The sequence below is a fragment of the Chryseobacterium pennipullorum genome, from assembly GCF_003384725.1.
Classification (GTDB): Bacteria; Bacteroidota; Bacteroidia; order Flavobacteriales; family Weeksellaceae; genus Chryseobacterium; species Chryseobacterium pennipullorum.
Genome location: NZ_QNVV01000007.1, coordinates 48,083 through 65,630, shown reverse-complemented (window position 1 = coordinate 65,630; position 17,548 = coordinate 48,083). Strand labels below are relative to the sequence as shown.

At 37.8% G+C, this 17,548-nt stretch carries 13 protein-coding genes; 9 read left to right on the top strand and 4 right to left on the bottom strand.

Translation table 11 applies throughout. The annotated features are described in order from the left end of the window. The first annotated feature begins 121 nt into the window (after positions 1–121). Positions 122–1,006 (top strand): AraC family transcriptional regulator, encoded by an 885-nt coding sequence (locus tag DRF67_RS09605; RefSeq protein ID WP_115928087.1) that lies wholly within the window; start codon positions 122–124, stop codon positions 1,004–1,006. Positions 1,007–1,046: 40 nt separating this feature from the next. Here DRF67_RS09605 and ccoG read toward each other — a convergent pair whose 3' ends face one another. Next, positions 1,047–2,489: a cytochrome c oxidase accessory protein CcoG gene (gene ccoG, locus DRF67_RS09600; protein ID WP_115928086.1), complete on the bottom strand. Its 1,443-nt coding sequence runs from the start codon at positions 2,487–2,489 to the stop codon at positions 1,047–1,049. A 246-nt stretch (positions 2,490–2,735) separates the two neighbouring features. Between ccoG and DRF67_RS09595 the strand changes: the two genes are divergently transcribed. After that, positions 2,736–3,629 (top strand): SMP-30/gluconolactonase/LRE family protein, encoded by an 894-nt coding sequence (locus tag DRF67_RS09595; RefSeq protein ID WP_115928085.1) that lies wholly within the window; start codon positions 2,736–2,738, stop codon positions 3,627–3,629. A 229-nt stretch (positions 3,630–3,858) separates the two neighbouring features. Here the strand turns inward: DRF67_RS09595 and DRF67_RS09590 are convergent, their stop codons facing one another. Beyond that, the gene (locus DRF67_RS09590) at positions 3,859–5,166 is read right to left on the bottom strand and encodes a DEAD/DEAH box helicase (protein ID WP_115928084.1); all 1,308 of its coding nucleotides are present in this window, start codon (positions 5,164–5,166) and stop codon (positions 3,859–3,861) included. A gap of 107 nt (positions 5,167–5,273) precedes the next feature. On the opposite strand from DRF67_RS09590, the gene DRF67_RS09585 reads away from it, so the two are divergent. The 6 genes from DRF67_RS09585 (at position 5,274) to DRF67_RS09560 (ending at position 14,616) form a co-directional block, all read left to right on the top strand. Continuing rightward, positions 5,274–5,810, top strand: coding sequence for a hypothetical protein (locus DRF67_RS09585; RefSeq protein WP_123912721.1), 537 nt, complete (start codon positions 5,274–5,276; stop codon positions 5,808–5,810). A gap of 219 nt (positions 5,811–6,029) precedes the next feature. Beyond that, the gene (rpsA, locus tag DRF67_RS09580) at positions 6,030–7,820 is read left to right on the top strand and encodes a 30S ribosomal protein S1 (RefSeq protein WP_115928082.1); all 1,791 of its coding nucleotides are present in this window, start codon (positions 6,030–6,032) and stop codon (positions 7,818–7,820) included. Between the two features lie 181 nt (positions 7,821–8,001). After that, a complete protein-coding gene (locus DRF67_RS09575; protein WP_115928081.1) occupies positions 8,002–9,429 on the top strand; it encodes a T9SS type A sorting domain-containing protein in 1,428 nt (475 codons plus the stop codon). A gap of 363 nt (positions 9,430–9,792) precedes the next feature. Further along, the gene (locus DRF67_RS09570; RefSeq protein ID WP_228435775.1) at positions 9,793–12,420 is read left to right on the top strand and encodes a T9SS-dependent M36 family metallopeptidase; all 2,628 of its coding nucleotides are present in this window, start codon (positions 9,793–9,795) and stop codon (positions 12,418–12,420) included. Positions 12,421–12,548: 128 nt separating this feature from the next. Further along, positions 12,549–13,535 carry an EamA family transporter gene (locus DRF67_RS09565; RefSeq protein ID WP_115928079.1) on the top strand — a complete coding sequence of 329 codons (987 nt, stop codon included), beginning with the start codon at positions 12,549–12,551 and terminating at the stop codon, positions 13,533–13,535. A gap of 85 nt (positions 13,536–13,620) precedes the next feature. Further along, positions 13,621–14,616, top strand: a complete 996-nt coding sequence (locus tag DRF67_RS09560; RefSeq protein ID WP_115928198.1) for an alpha/beta fold hydrolase — start codon at positions 13,621–13,623, stop codon at positions 14,614–14,616. A gap of 90 nt (positions 14,617–14,706) precedes the next feature. Here DRF67_RS09560 and DRF67_RS09555 read toward each other — a convergent pair whose 3' ends face one another. Beyond that, positions 14,707–15,855, bottom strand: coding sequence for an MFS transporter (locus DRF67_RS09555; RefSeq protein ID WP_115928078.1), 1,149 nt, complete (start codon positions 15,853–15,855; stop codon positions 14,707–14,709). A 75-nt stretch (positions 15,856–15,930) separates the two neighbouring features. Between DRF67_RS09555 and DRF67_RS09550 the strand changes: the two genes are divergently transcribed. Further along, positions 15,931–16,713 carry an AraC family transcriptional regulator gene (locus DRF67_RS09550; protein ID WP_115928077.1) on the top strand — a complete coding sequence of 261 codons (783 nt, stop codon included), beginning with the start codon at positions 15,931–15,933 and terminating at the stop codon, positions 16,711–16,713. A 323-nt stretch (positions 16,714–17,036) separates the two neighbouring features. On the opposite strand, the gene rplS is transcribed toward DRF67_RS09550, so the two are convergent. After that, positions 17,037–17,393, bottom strand: a complete 357-nt coding sequence (gene rplS / locus DRF67_RS09545) for a 50S ribosomal protein L19 (RefSeq protein ID WP_115928076.1) — start codon at positions 17,391–17,393, stop codon at positions 17,037–17,039. Positions 17,394–17,548 lie beyond the last annotated feature (155 nt).

Here is a 17,548-nt window from a genome sequence, read left to right as displayed (position 1 = left end):
TTTTTCAGATACAAAGGATCGGTATATACCGGTCCTTTTTTTGTCTAAATTTGTATATTCTTAGGATGTAAAGATCTTACAGATCAAATGATACTCTTAATTTAGCTAAAATATACAGGTGATGAATTCAATCTCCGTTCTTCATATCGAACTCTTTCAGGCTGGTAAAAATACTTCGGACTTCTATTTCAATACCATGAAAAATCATCTGGTAGTAGGGCACCGTCACATCGAAAAGCCTCACAGACATGATTTCTATGCTGCTGTTCTTTTTACCGGAGGAAAAGGAATGCATGAGATTGATTTTCAGAAATACGACGTGTCAGAAGGAAGTCTGTTCTTTCTGTCGCCTGGTCAGATCCATAGCTGGGAGCTTTCGGGGGATATCGAAGGCTATATTTTTTTCTGCTCACAGGAGTTTTATGAAATGCATTATGTGAATCAGAAACTGAGAAACTTTCCCTTTTTCGGGTCGGTATCTTTTCCAAGAAAAATTCAGCTGAATCCTTCGGAACTGAAAAAAAATATCAGTTTATTCCGTGAGTTGGGAAAGGAACACCAAGCTAAGAATAATATGATGAAAGAAGGCCTCATCCTGTCATTAATGTCTCAGATTTTTATCAATGCTACCCGGCTGTTTTCAAAAGATTTTGATACCCTGGTGACCTCAGCAGGAAGTTCTTATTTTAAGCATTATCAGGATTTTGAAAGCCTGATTGAGCTGCATTTTGCTGAACAGAAATCGATCGCTTATTATGCTGCATTACTGGGAATCTCATCAAAACACCTGAACCGGATCGTACAGACGGTTGTTCAGAAAACAGCAACTGACGTTCTTACCGAAAGAGTAGTGTTGGAAGCCAAAAGAATGCTGATGTACCTTGATGAAAGTCTCGTAGAAATCGCCTTTAGGTTAGGGTATGAGGAATATTCCTATTTTGTAAGAGTCTTCCGGAAAACTTCCGGAATGACTCCCACTCAGTTTATGAGGAAATACAAGGCTTAATGGAATGTAAGGCTCAACTTTTAGTGTGGCCAGGCATTACTTACAAAGCTAATTTAAACGGTCCTTCGAAAGTGGTTTCAAAAGAATCGACCAGCTTTCCTTTTTCATCAAATACTCCGATCACCATATTTTGTTTGGAAAATTTGATATCTTCCTCAGGAAATGTAATATTGATATTTCCTTTCAGAATCTCATCGCCTTTCAAAATGATTTTTTCTGAACCAAAGTAGGTGATGTCGGCATTCGCAGGAGTAATGACTTTAATTTGCAGGATCTTTTTTTCATTGGATTTATTAAGCAGGGTGTAGATGAAGGTATTGGTGATTTTCCCGTTTTTAATAAAAAAAGTAGACCCTGCAGGCTTGATGAATTTTGCTTCCATGGAGCCTCTGTCATACATTAGAAATCCCAGAAAACCGATCAAAACAGCAAGAATAACGGTTGTTGCCTTCATCCTTGGAGTAAATCTGAATTTCTCCTGATTCTCAATTTCAGATTCGGTGGCATAGCGAACAAGACCTTTTGGCAGACCCACTTTATCCATTACCTCATCGCAGGCATCTATGCAGGCCGTACAGTTGACACACTCCAGCTGCTGTCCGTTTCTGATGTCAATGCCTGTAGGACATACCACCACGCATTGGTTACAGTCTATACAGTCGCCTTTTCCAGCGGCTTTCCGGTCTTCATTGTTTCTCCATTTCGATCGGCCTTCCCCTCTTTTAAAGTCATAATATACATTGATCGTTTGTTTGTCAATCAGCACTCCCTGAAGCCTTCCGTACGGACATACTAGAGTACATACCTGCTCACGGAGCCATGCAAAAACAAAATAGAAGGTCATCGTAAAAAAGATCATGGTGATAAACTTCAACGGATGTTCCGCAGGCCCTTCAATCATAATTTGAAAAACCTGTTGATAACCTACAATATACATAAACATAAAAGTAGAAATGACCATAGAAATCAAAATAAATACAGACCATTTGGTCACCCTTTTTCTTATTTTCTCTGCGTCCCATTCCTGTCTGTCGAGTTTCATCTGCTTATTACGGTCTCCTTCGATCCAGTATTCAATTTTACGGAAGACCATTTCCATAAATAAGGTTTGCGGACATAGCCAGCCACAGAATATTCTCCCGAATACCACGGTGAACAGCATGACAAAGATGACCGAGGTTACTGCTCCTAAAGCCAGTATAAAGAAGTCCTGAAGGTAAAAAGGCTGACCGACGATAAAGAATTTCCGGTCGATTACATTGATGAGGAGAAAGGGATTGTTGTTGATTTTGACAAAAGGAATTCCGAAGAATAAAGCGAGGAGCAAATAGCTGGTATAGTTCCTGTAATCAGTATATTTTCCTTTAGGTTTTCTGGGGAAGATCCACTTTCTTTTTCCGGTCTCATCCATCGTTCCCACTGAATTTCTGAAATTTTCATTTTCAATTTCCAAAGATTTGATATTGTTGGACTCTGCACTCATTATGATATCCTATAAACGTATTTTTGTGATATTTTTCATCCGGATCGACTGTGATTCTCTGCTGTGTTTGGCATAGAAAAACTAATCAATCCTGTTACTGCAAAGCTCCGGAATATGTCATTCAACTCCTAATAGGATCTACTTCAAAAATAGTACAATTGGGACATTTTTATAATTCGTTAAAAAGATAAAATGACTTTGAATCCAGTAATGCATATCGTACATTGCGGTCATTAAAAATGAAGTATGAAGAATATCTGTACAATAGGAATGATTGGTTTGGTTTTAGCATTAGTAAACTGTCAATCAGTAAATAATAGAAAAATGTTTTATGAAAATGTACAGCCGGAAAGAGTTTCAGATCGGTTTAGTTTTACAGAAGGACCATCAGCGGACAGGGAAGGGAATGTTTATTTTACCGACCAGCCCAATGATAAGATCTATTATTGGGACTGGAAGACCAACCGGATTATAGAGTTTCTGGATAAAACCGGCAGAGCCAACGGAACACACTTTGACAAAGATGATTTCCTGATTACCTGTTCGGATGACCATGGTGAGATCTGGAAAATTTCAAAAGATAAAAAAGTAGAAATCTTATTAAAAGACTTTGAAGGCAAAAGACTGAACGGTCCCAATGATGTCTGGAACGATTCTTTTGGCGGAATGTATTTTACAGATCCTCTTTATGAAAGGGATTATTGGGTGGACTTTAAGCAGGAACTATCCCACAAAAGTCTTTATTACAGAAGTAAAAATGGGAAAATCACAAAACTGGAAACCTTTACTCAGCCTAATGGAATCGTAGGAAGTGAAAAACTGGGTAAACTCTATGTATCGGATATTGATGCCGGAAAGACCTATGTGTATGATATTTTGGGGGAAGGCAGACTATCGGAAAAAAGATTGTTTTGCGAAATGGGATCAGATGGAATGGTAATGGATAAGCATGGAAATCTTTATCTGACCGGTGACGGTGTTCATGTTTTTGATCGTTCCGGAAAGAAAATTTATCATATTCCGATTCCTGAAGACTGGACATCGAACGTAACTTTCGGAGGCAAGAATAATGATGTTCTGTTTATTACCGCTTCAAAATCAGTGTATATTTTACCGACTAAGGTAAAGGGAATAAAGTAATTGTAATATAACCCCTTTGCGGTTTATAAATAGACTGTTGAGTGCATTTTTTATAACACTTTAGCTCATTTAAGAAGTTTTAAAATGCGTATAAAAGTTCAGATAAGAAGAAAATCAAAGATTCTCAAAAAACTTAAGTGAACTTTTATTTGCAGTACTTGTCTCTTAAAATAACTAAAGTGTTATAAATTTTTTTTGACTATTAGGGTTTGAAAAGTATAGGTTGTTCCTAATAAGCAACTTCCATTTTTACTTTTTTCCCTTTCAGCTTTTCATTCTGCAGTGTTTTTAAAAGCGTATTTACTTTATTTCTGGAAACAGCAACGTAGGAAGTAGTATCTTTTACTTCGATAATCCCGACATCTTCTTTTTGCAGCTGTCCTTTTTTTAGCAGGTAGCCTACAATATCCACCTTATTCACCTTATCTTTCTTTCCGGCACTGATATAGATCGTCTGAAAAGGTGTTTTCTGCGGAACTCTATCAAATCCAGCCACACTTTCTTCCGGAGTATTATTTTTAATGAAGGGGAAGTTTTCTTCTGCGGTCATAATAAGGTAGGCAAAGCCTTTTGCATTCATCCTGGCGGTACGTCCGTTTCTATGGATAAAAGCATCTTCCTTGGGAGGAAGCTGATAATGAACGATAGATTCCACTTCAGGAACATCCAGGCCTCTGGAAGCCAGGTCTGTCGTAATAAGAATTCTTGCAGAATCATTTCTGAACTTTAGTAAAGCGCGTTCCCTTTCATCCTGTTCCATTCCGCCATGGAAGGTCTCTCTGTCGATTCCTTTTTCACGTAACAGTTCAGAAATTCTGTCAACTGCCTCGCGGTGGTTGCAAAAAATAAGTGTTCTTTTATTTCCGATTTTACAGATTAAATGAAACAGAGTGTCCAGCTTTTCTTCAGAGATGGTCATTACTTTTCGTAACTGAATATCTGGTTTTACCTCACTTAACTTTAAAAAGTCAATTGTTTTTTCATTTTTTAAGCCTGTAAACTTAGGAATCTCGTCCATCGCTGTGGCTGAGGTTAAAATTCTTTGAGAAAGACCTGTAAGGGAATTTGAAATGAACTCCATATCTTCATGGAAGCCCAGCTCCAAAGCTTTGTCAAATTCATCCAGAACCAATGTGGTAATTGTTGTAGGATCAAAATTATTATTTCTCAGGTGGTAGACCACTCTTCCAGGGGTTCCTATTAAAACAGCCGGTGCTTCAATTAAATTGTTGACCTCAATCTTTTTATCATGGCCGCCATAGCAGACAGAAACTTTAAAATCTGTTCCCATGGCTTTAAAAACCTGCTCAATCTGTAATGCCAATTCTCTAGCCGGAACTAAAATCAATGCCTGAACACCCTGAACATCTTTTTTTAGATTCCTTAGAACCGGAAATAAAAATGCTAGAGTTTTTCCTGATCCGGTAGGAGAGAGCAGGACAATATCTGTATTATTTTCAGAGGCCTTATAAGTAGATTTCTGCATCTGATTCATATCCTGAATCTGCAGTTTTTGATAGATTGATTGTAGTTCCATGGTGCAAAGGTAGGTGATTTTTGTCTTACAAAATAGTTTATGACATTATGGGAAACCACAATTGTTTAATATTTATTGATAATAATTTAGCAAGAAAATAATATATAGTGAAAAAAGTATTTATAGTAACATTTTTATTTCTTTTGTCTGAATTAATTTCAGGCCAGACTTATAATGATATTGAAAGAATATCAGCATATATTAATCAACCTCTCAGTAAGTTTGAAAAAGAACAGAATATGAAACCTACGGATGGAGCAATGAAAAAATTTGGATTAACTACCTGTGTGTATAATTATCAAAATTTTATAGTGATGATGAGCGAGATTGAAGAAAATGGAGTGATTGGTGATATTTCTTTTATGCCTAAAAGAGATATTAATAACTCAGAAAAATGGTATAGTATATGTAGACAGATGGATAATAACCCTGAGTATATATTTGAAGGCTCTTTAATTGGCAGTGAAAATAGAGAGATACATGAAGAGCAATTAAAATTTAATAGTTTAATTGAAAAGCTTAGAAAATTTAATGATGTTTCTGATTTCATTTATTATGTCAAATACAAAAAGAATTCCTTGCATTATCAATTAAGTATTGTTAAAGAAAAAATGTTAATTAGAGTAAAGACCAATCCAGACTAATCTATATTATTGTTGTCGTTGTTGAAAATCAGATACTTAATGATTAATTCTGTAGACGCGAAACTATTGTTTATCTGAAATAATAATCTTATCTTTGCACCCACTTTTGTGGCGAAAAGGTTTGAAGAGTAAATTACTTATAATTAATTACTTCCGTATTTTTTAATCCGCATTTATTCAAACCGTTAAAAGAGATGGAATACAAATTTATTTAGAATTATGTCAAAAGAGACAAATTCAGCAGAATTATTATTAAACCAAAACGTAGCACCTGAACAATTTGACTGGGATTCTTTCGAATCTGGTCTTGATGCTGATGCTAGAAAAGAGAAAAGTGACTTAGAAGAAATCTACAACGGATCTCTTAACAGCCTAAACGATAATGACGTTTTAGTTGGTAGAGTTGTTAGATTAACAGATAAGGAAGCTATCGTAGACATCAACTTCAAATCTGAAGGTGTTATTTCTCTTAACGAATTCCGTTACAACCAAGGCCTAAGTGTAGGTGATGAGGTAGAAGTAATGGTTGACAAAAGAGAAGACAAAACTGGTCAGTTACAGTTATCTCACAGAAAAGCGAGAACGCTTAAAGCTTGGGATAAAGTAAACGAACTTCACGAAACTGGAGAAATCGTTAACGGTTTTGTTAAGTCTAGAACTAAAGGAGGTATGATCGTTGACGTTCACGGAATCGAAGCATTCTTACCTGGTTCTCAAATTGACGTTAAGCCAATTAAAGATTACGATCAGTTCGTAGGAAAAACTATGGAGTTCAAAGTTGTGAAAATCAACCCTGAGTTCAAAAACGTAGTAGTATCTCACAAAGCATTGATCGAAGCAGATATCGAAGGTCAGAAAAAAGAAATCATCGCTCAACTTGAAAAAGGTCAGGTTCTTGAAGGTACTGTTAAGAATATTACTTCTTACGGTGTATTCATTGACTTAGGAGGTGTTGATGGATTGATCCACATTACAGACCTTTCTTGGTCTAGAGTGAACCACCCATCTGAAATCCTTGAGGACGGACAAACTGTAAAAGTTGTAATCCTTGATTTCGATGATGAGAAAACAAGAATCCAGTTAGGTATGAAGCAATTAGAAGCTCATCCTTGGGATGCTCTTTCTGCTGACATGAAAGTTGGTGACAAAGTAAAAGGAAAAGTAGTAGTTCTTGCTGACTATGGTGCATTCGTAGAAATCGCTCCAGGTGTAGAAGGATTGATCCACGTTTCTGAAATGTCTTGGTCTACTCACTTAAGATCTGCCGGAGATTTTGTAAAAGTAGGTGATGAAGTTGAAGCTGAAGTATTAACTTTAGACAGAGAAGAAAGAAAAATTTCTCTAGGTATCAAGCAATTATCTAAAGATCCATGGGAAAATATCGAAACTAAGTACCCTGTAGGATCTCAGCATGTAGGAACTGTAAGAAACTTCACTAACTTTGGTGTATTCGTAGAGTTAGAAGAAGGGATCGACGGATTAATCTACATCTCTGATCTTTCTTGGACTAAGAAAATCAAGCACCCATCTGAGTTCTGTGCAGTAGGTGATAAATTAGATGTTGTAGTTCTTGAATTAGATATCCAGGCTAGAAGATTATCTCTAGGTCACAAGCAATTGACTGAAAACCCATGGGATAAATTCGAAACTAAATATGCTGAAGGAACGATCCACGCTGGTAAAGCGGTAGAAGTTCACGATAAAGGAGCTTCTGTACAATTCGAAGATGCTGAGGTTGAAGCTTTCTGTCCTTCAAGATTATTAGAGAAAGAAGATGGATCTAAAATCAAAAAAGGTGAAGATGCTCAATTCAAAGTAATTGAATTCAACAAAGAATTCAAGAGAGTTGTAGTTTCTCACACAGGAATCTTCAGAGATGAAGAGAAGAAAAACGTAAAAGAATCTTCTTCTAGAAACGTATCTTCTTCTTCAAACAACGAAGAAAGATCTACTCTTGGAGACATCGATGCATTAGCAGAGTTGAAAAGAAAAATGGAAGAAGGTAAATAATCCTTTGCACCATTATTAAATAGGAGCCGCTCATTTGAGCGGCTTTTTTGTTTTCAAGGATAGACCTGTTTTGGACTTTAGATTGCACACAACGTTAATAGTAGGTTAATGCTAAATTTTTCATGTTTTTATATTGTTTTAATATTTATTTTTAACAAAAACTAATTTAACATATGAATTTATGAGAAAATCGTATTTGTTCTTTCTTTTTGCACTCTTCGCTGTGTGCAACCCTTTAAAAGCTCAGACTGACTATATCATCTGTATGGACAACGGCTCAACGATAAGCGATGCCCGTTTTAAAGGAATGCAGCTTACTGCTGCCAGGTTAATCGAACGCCTTATGGCCTGTAATTCCAAAAACAGATATGCTGTGGTTCATTACGGTGCCGGCCCGGTGAATGGCCCAAGTTTAGGTCTTACTCCTAGAATATATATTGAGAGTGATTTTACCAACTCTACATTTCCGGAACCTTTTCTTACAAGGAAACTGAAATATGGTCAACATTTACATGAGGCTTTAGGGCTGATCGGAAATGCATTAGATAATATCTATAATCCCGAAATTGTAAGCCCCCAAACTTCTTTACACAAAAATGGAGCGTCTAAATTTGTTGTCGTTGTACTTACAGATGGCTCAAGGAATACTGGTGATTTGTCCAATGGCTCATATCTGGTGAATTATTACGACACCGGACTAAATGATCCCGGTGCATTCAAAAATGTGACGGATTTTAAAATAAACAGAGCTGCTAAATTGGCCATGATTCATATAAGCCCTAACAGTCAGTCTACTTCCGCTGGAGCTGCTATGACCAGTGTAGGCGGATCCTATACAGGAGCTGTTGAAAGTAATACTGATGATCCTGATTATGGTATTTTACCCCGGCTTTATTATTCTAAAGCCAATTCCTTTATATTTGATTCTGTTTCGGAAATGCCTAAGTTTGATGAATTAGCTAATAATATATGCAGCGGTCCTATGCCATACGGAGGAACTCTTAAATTTTTCTATGAATTTACGTGCGGAATGCTGTCTGATTATAATGTAACCGGACAATTCTCTATTCCTTCCGGATCTGTAGTGTTAGGCAGTAAATTAGTGCTGAGAGATCTGAGTACGGGAATGGACTATGGTATTTCTACCACTCCAGCCATCGTGGGAAATGAGCTGAAGTATCATTTTTATTCTTCAGATATTAATATTCCTCCCGGATCAACAGGTAAATATATATTTATAATGACATTGCAGCATACCGTACCCAACGGTGGTTCTGTTGAAACCATAAGCTTCAACCATTATCCTTTCTTCCCTTATGATCTGGATTTGAGTGGCTCGTGTTCCAGAACGGCCCCCGGATCAGAGACAGGCTCTTTTAAAATATCTCCAAATCCCGTAAGAGGTGCTTTCAAAATAGTTCTGGATAAGCCAATGACCGCAGGTACAGTACAGATTATTGATATTGCAGGAACTGAAGTTTACAGAACATCTTTTATCAATCAGAAAGAAATTAATGCTGATCTGACTGCTCAGCGTGAAGGCATATATGTGGTGAAAATTACTTCTGATAAAAACGAAGTCTATTCACAAAAACTGATTAAAAATTAAGCTCAAGAATTTTTTGTTGAATGATTTTCCCCTGTGAATTATATATTTTCAGGGGATTTTTATGCGGTAGAATATCAATATGGATAAAGCATATTCTGAATAAGTCATAAAAAGTAAAAAATTGGAAAACTGTTCTTTATGGACAGTTTTTTTTGTATCAATCCCATCAAAAGAATAATCATAAGGAAAATGGAAGGAACGATGGTACAAATAGAATACAGAATTATTTTATCGTGTTTAGTGAATTTTCAATTGTGTTTAAAGTGATCTGTTGTAATTTTAAAGTATTATTTGTTAATTTATATTAATTAAATGAATTATTATTTGTTAATTATTTGTAGATTAGCGACTTTAATAATGGATATGAAAAATAAAACTCTACCTCTTGTTTTTGCTTTATTGTCTGTGTTTCCGGCAGTTTTATACGGACAGGATAATGAAAAGCTGATTAAGGATTATATTTCCCAAAACAAAATCAGGGAATATAAAAAGTCCGATCTCAATAATTTTATGGTTGACAATGTGGATCCTTCAAAATCTTTGAATGGTAACATTGTGAAATTCCTTCAGACCTACAAAGGTCTGCCGGTCTACAGTTCTGTAGGAACAGCCCTGATTCAGGATAATAAAATTGTCTATTATATCGATAATTTTGTGAAGGATTATACTGCATCTACATCCGCTAACGCCTTAATCAGTAAGCGTGATGCACTTCAAAAGATTGCCGAAGATCTTAAGAATACGGAGGTAGCGAATTTTACCATTCTTGAATATCTTGAAAAGAACAAAGAAAGGGCTACATCTGCCAATCAGAGATTGGTATACGCACATGACGAAAATGGCAGCCTGCGTCTGGCCTACGAATATACTTTAATAGAACCCAAGTCTCCAAACTATTGGAATATTGTAGTAGACGCTAACAACGGAAAAATTTTGGTGAAAAATAATATGACCCTGTCATGTAATTTCCATCCGGAAGGATATTCTTCAGAGGCCGGCCATAATCATGCAGACCATTTTGAAAATACCCTTATAGGTCCTCAAAACAGTATTGCAAAAAATAATGCCTCATTATTTCTGCCGGATAATGCATCTTATAATGTGTTGCCGATGCCAATTGAAGCCCCTACTTTTGGAGCAAGATCTATCATCACCAATCCATGGATCCTTAATGCTTCTCCGGAAGGGTGGCATTCTGACGGGACTACGCATTATACAGTGACCAGAGGAAATAACGTATTTGCTTACGAAGATGTTGCTGGGACTGCTTTGACGGTACCTCCTGACTACCTGCCCGGAACTCCTGCAGAAGGCGGGCCGACAAGAAACTTTGATTTCCCTTTCAATATCAATGATATCCCCGCCAATAACAGGAATGCGGCCATTACGAACCTGTTTTATCTCAACAACAGAATTCATGATATTTTCTATCAGTTCGGATTTACAGAATCTGCAAGAAACTTCCAACAGAATAATTTTGGTAAAGGAGGCGTAGATGATGATTCTGTTTTTGCAGAAGCACAGGATGGTGGTGGTACAAATAATGCTAATTTTTCTTCTCCTCAGGAAGGATTTAACCCAAGAATGCAGATGTATCTTTGGTCTCCTGTAGGAAGAGTATTCTATTATAATGCTCCGGGCGCTGCGGTTCCACGCACACCAGGAGCAGGAACTGCACAATATGGGAACCCTTTGACTTTAACCGGAATTACAGGAAACGTAAAGCTGTCACCGGTTCTGGAAGGTTGTACAGCATTACCGGCAGGATCGCTGACAGGTACCATTGGTCTTGTCGAAAGAGGTACCTGTGCGTTTGCGATTAAAACAAAGAACCTTCAGGATGCAGGAGCTCTGGCAGCTGTTATCTATAATAATCAGGCCAACGGGGCTAATCTGACCAATATGTCAGGATCAGATCCCACAATTACCATTCCATCCGTATTGATTACGAATGCGGAAGGTGAATATATCAAAACGCACCTTACGGCAAACACTCCGGTAAATATTACCCTGAAAGCAAATATGACCCCTGATGGAAGTTTTGATAACGGAATTGTTACCCACGAGTACGGCCATGGAATTTCCAACAGAATGACAGGTTCAGGATATGCCTGCCTAAGCTCAAGTGCCAGTAAAGAGCAGATGGGTGAAGGATGGTCGGATTTCTTTGCACTGATGGTGACCAACAAACCTGGAGATAATGCTTCAGTAGCCAGAGGAATGGGAACCTATGCAAGTGGGCAGGCCATAACAGGCGGCGGTATCAGACCTGCAAAATATTCTCCGGATCTTACCGTGAATGGTTTCACTTATGGAGATACCAATGGAATGGAATATACGAACGCTAACGGTGTTGTCGTTCCGGATGTACATTCTATCGGTTTCGTTTGGGCAACCATGCTATGGGATCTGCATTGGAAATATGTTGAGAAATATGGATATTCTGCCGATGTATTGGCTAATACGACAAATGGAAGTTCAAGAGTATTGCAGCTTGTTATGGATGCCTTGAAGCTTCAGGGATGTAACCCTGGCTTTGTGGAAGGAAGAAATGCTATATTAGCAGCAGAACAGGTTTTAACACAAGGTCAGAACAAATGTATGATCTGGGAAGTTTTTGCAAGAAGAGGTCTTGGAGTAGGAGCTGTAACAGGATCCAAAACCAATATCAATGACCAGGAAGAAAACTTTGCGGTACCTGCTGAATGTACATTGGCTACCAGCGAGGTGAAATCTGCGAAGGACAACAGGGTATCTATTTATCCGAACCCTGCCAAAAACGAATTTTTTATTTCGTTCCCAAGCAATACACTTGGAAAAGTAAGTGTTGAGCTTTATGATATGTCCGGTAAACTGGTTTCTTCTGAAGACAAAATTTCACCAGATGCTAAAAAAGCAATCTCTACAGGTAATCTTGTTAACGGAACGTATATCGTAAAAGTAAAAGGATTAGGCTTTGAAGCGGCTTCAAAAGTAATCGTGAAGAAATAAGAAACGTTAAGACAACCCATATCAAAATCGCCATAAGTTTTGCTTATGGCGATTTTATTTATCTATCCTGGTAACGGTTTCTTCCATTTTAATTTTTATGTTGTAACTTTGCAGGCTGAAAAAAAATTATGAAGAAGAAAAATATACTAAAAGGTGTTTTATTTGTAGGGATTGGAGCTAGTATATACGGTATGTTGGCCACATTTGTAAAAATGGCCTATCATGATGGTTTTACAACTTCTGAAGTGACCACATCCCAATTTGTACTGGGTCTGACGGGGCTTCTGATCCTTAACTTCATCCAGACCTTAACTTCCAAACAAAAATTATCGCGGCCAAGTGCTAAAGAAGTCAGAATGCTGATCCTGGCAGGAACTTCATTGGGAGGAACAAGTTTGTTCTATTATATCGCGGTACAGTATATTAATGTTTCCATTGCGATTGTGCTCCTGATGCAGTCGGTATGGTTCAGTGTGGTGGTAGAGAGTATTCTGGCAAGAAAGCTGCCTAATGTAAGAAAAGTAGTTTCTGTGGTGATTGTTCTGGCCGGTACGGTTCTAGCTACCAATCTTATTAATATGGAGATTGAGCTGGACTGGCATGGTGTATTCTGGGGTCTTATGGCTGCTGCTTCGTATACACTGACGATGTTTACCTCCAATACACTTGCTACCCATCTTCCTGTGTTCAGAAAGAGCATCATTATGCTGGTGGGCGGATCTCTTGTAGTCTTTGCATTTTTATTCTTTGCTCAGATCGGACCGATGTATTTTGATGGGTTGAAATCCCTGTATCTCAATTTTACAGAAAATACGGAGCATATCCATCCTTTCAATTATTCTATATTCTGGACTTATGGAGCCATTTTGGCTTTATTTGGAACGATCATTCCACCCATTCTTTTCAATATAGGATTTCCGAATGCCGGTTTGGGATTGGGAAGTATTGTTTCGTCACTGGAGCTGCCGGTTTCTGTAACTATGGCTTTTGTTTTACTGGGAGAAAAGGTTTTTCTTATCCAGTGGGTAGGAATTATTCTGATCCTTTTTGCCATCGTTCTGATGAATCTGCCTTCCAAAAAAGAAAAAGAGGTTTCAATAGCAGAATTGTCGTAACAGATAACATTTAATTAAAAATAACAGTTGAAGACCGTTCCTTTTGGAGCGGTTTTTTTTAATTTTAAACCTAAATTAAATGTTCATGAAATACTTTGGAAATCTATTGACCGTTCTGACGATAGCTACTCTTTCGGGCCTTGTGTCTGCGCAGATAAAACCTCTGGATGCAATGCTTTCGAACTATAAATACCCTTATGAGGTTCATTTTCTCAACTTAAAATCTCAGGATAACGATCTCAAAATGGCTTATATGGATGTACATCCTCAAAAGCCCAATGGAAAAACAGTAATGCTTCTGCATGGGAAAAACTTTAACGGCGCCTATTGGGAACGTACGGCTAAGGATTTAGCAGCTAAAGGTTTCCGGGTGGTGATTCCGGATCAGATCGGTTTCGGAAAATCCTCAAAACCTCGTGACTATCAGTTTTCATTCTCACAACTGGCGGATAATACAAAAGCGATTCTGGATGAGCTGAAAATTGATAAAACAATAGTGCTGGGACACTCTATGGGAGGAATGGTAGCTGCCAGATTTACGCTGCTATATCCAGAGAAAGTACAAAAATTGATTCTTGAAAATCCGATAGGACTTGAAGATTATAAAACTTTTGCAGCCTACCAGACGATAGATCAGGCCTATCAGTCTGAGCTTAAAAATACAGCAGAAACGTATAAGAATTACCAGTTGAAGTTCTATTATGATAATCAATGGAAAGCGGAGTACCAGCCCTGGTTGGATCTGATCGCAGGATGGACACTCCATAAAGATTACCCTCAGGTCGCATGGGATGCAGCACTGACCTCCGACATGATCTATAATCAGCCTGTATGTTATGAATTTAAAAATATAAAAACCCCAACTTTACTGATCATTGGAACAAGAGACCGGACTGCCATAGGGAAAGACCGTGCTTCGAAAGAACTTCAGCCTAAAATGGGACAGTATCAGGAATTGGGAAAGAAAACACAGCGTGAAATTGCAGGCTCAAAGCTGGTGGAAATTGAAAATGTCGGACATCTTCCCCATATCGAAGTCTATTCCCGGTTTTTCGATGCGGTATATGATTTTATTCAATAACTGAATAACCCTGGCTTTGTCAAAGCGCAGGGATGAAAGATTTTAGTTTTGTTATGTAAAAAAAAACATAAGAACAAAGACCGATTGTAACTAAACGGTCTTTGTTTTTTGCTGAAACATCAGTAAAGCAAGAACTCCTATCGCGGAAAAGATGACGCATGAAATTCCCAGGTTTTGAATATAACCGATGCTTATCAGTCCCATTCCAATCAGTACATAATAAATAAGTCCAAGCAGAGCTCCGGCACTTCCGGTCTCATTTTTATAATTAATCAATGCCGTGCTTAGAATATTCGGAATGGAAATGCTGAATGCTATCACTATGAAAAAATAGGGGATGAGAAAGTATATTCCCCGATGGATCAGAATCCAGACGAAAATTGAAGCAATACATGCCACCAAGGTACCTGCTTTAACCAAAATATCAGGGGGCAGATTCTTTAACAGAAGAAATCGGTTAAGCTTTGCGCCTGCAAAGGTGCCGGCCGCCAGAAGAATGCTGCTGTATCCAAAAGCATAGGATGAATAATGGTTCTCTTTGAAAATAAACGGAGCCAGTGCATAATAGGAAAACAGCAATACGTTGAAGCTCATGATCAGCAGGCAGCATTTTACAATGGAATGGTCTTTCAACATCCTTTTAAGCAGATTCCACAGGGTGCCGAAATTCATTTCTTTTTTATGAGAAGAAGTTTCAGAAATTCTCTTTCTTGAAAAAAGTAAAAATAAAACAGCAAGAAGACATAAGGTAATAAATATACCCTGATGTCCGGTGGTGGAAGCCAATAAGGAACCTGTAGTCATTCCGATAACGGGACTGATGGAGAGACCAATGCCGATCCATGAAAATGCCTTACTGATGCTGTTCTTATCATAAATATCCCGCAAAATAGTCTGTGTGACAATGGAACCTACAGCGATGCCGAATGCTGAGATCATCCTTGCACCAATCAGGGTCGTAAAATCAGGAGCAAAAACAGCTGCGAAGGTTCCGGCGCCGTAAGTCATAAGCCCATATTCCAGAGCTTTTTTTCTTCCTGTTCTGTCACTTTGTATGCCCCAGAATGCTACCCCTAATGCAAATGATATAAAATACAAGCTGATTGTCAGCGTTGCGGTCTCTTCTTTTACTCCAAACTGCTTTTGAACCAAGGGCAGGGCAGGGCTGTAGATGGTTTCCACAAACTGGGGAAGCATCACGAGCAAGGTTAACAGCCAGAGAGGATTTGTCTTTTTCATTTTTTTATGCAAATTTTCAAAAAATCCATTGTATATTTATAATGATATAAATACAAAAAACATCAAAAATAAGACATGGCTGTATTGACGCAAAACGAAGAATTTGATGCAGATTCCCTATCTGAAAAAGTAATTGGGATTGCTTCCGATATGGTTATGCATGATTCTGGCTTTCACCTGCACAAGTCAAAGGCTCAGCTGCTATATGCCCCTTCGGGCTGTATGACGGTAACTACTTTGGAAAGACAGTTTGTACTGCCTCCATTCAGAATGTTATGGATTCCTGCCGGCGAAGCGCACCGGGTGAACTTCAGGAATATGGTTGCTTACCGGTCTATTTATTTTGACCAAAGCTATGCGGCTAGGCATATGGATTGTGGTCTCAAGGTTTTGCATGTGAACTCTTTATTAAAAGAAATTATCGAAAGGATCTGTTTTTGGGAATGGAAGGGGATAGGCAGTTCTGAAGAAAGTATTCTGCAGGTATTCTGGAATGAAGTGAATGCTGCGCCTGAAGAGAAACTGGAACTTAAAATGCCAGAAGACAGGCGTTTCAACAAGATTGTTGAAGGATGGACGCAAAGATCTTCTATGCCGCCGATGCTGAAGAGTTTTGCAGAAGAAATCGGTGCAGTAGAAAAGACCATTACAAGGATTTTTAAAAAAGAAACCGGGCTGTCCTATCAGGAATGGAGGCAGCAGTGGCGGCTCCAGCGGTCCATTGAACTTCTGGTAGATGGGAATTCAATAGGAGAGGTGTCTCATATTTTAGACTTCTCCTCAGACAGCGCTTTTATTGAATTTTTCAAAAAGTATACGGGATCTACTCCTTTGCAATATCTGATAAAGAACGAATAAGATTAATAACCTTAGCCAATATCAATCAGGTCCGAACATTTCAATAATCCTGTTTTGCAGGCTGGATGCAGTTTATGAACAGTCTGAAGCTATCTCTGGAAAAGGGAAAGGAAGTCTTTACAAACCATAATTTTTTTACTTCGTGAAATGATGTCATTATAAACCTCACAGGTTTCTAAAACCTGTGAGGTTTTTACGGATTGTTTTCAAAACAAAACAATAGTACACAATGTCAATATGAACATTGCTCGTAGTGGCTATGTAAAAAAAGAAGCTGTCTACCTATAGTAAACAGCCTCTTTTTGCATTTATTGTTGTCTGAATTATTTCTTCTTGTAAGCAGCGTCTTTGATTCTTGCTTTTTTACCTCTAAGCTCTCTGAAGTAGTAAATTCTAGCTCTTCTAACTCTACCTCTTCTGTCAACCTCGATTTTCTGAAGTGCAGGTAAGTTGATAGGGAATACTCTTTCTACACCTACATCACCACTCATTTTTCTGATGGTAAAAGTTTTTGTAGAACCAGATCCTCTCAATTGGATAACTGTTCCTTTGAAGAACTGAGTTCTTGTCTTTTGTCCTTCCTTAATTTCGTAATACACAGTAATTGTATCACCTGCTTTGAATTCAGGGAATTCTTTTTTCGCAATGTACTTGTCTTGTACGTACTTTAATAAATCCATTATTAATAAAATAAAATGTTAAAGCTAAGCAACTTACACGTTCTTCGTCAGAGGTTGAATAACAGGTTGCAAATGTACAAAATACTTTTTGAATATTCCAAATATTAATGTACTAAAAACTATAATTTTTTCATTCCGGTTTTATTAAAAAATTA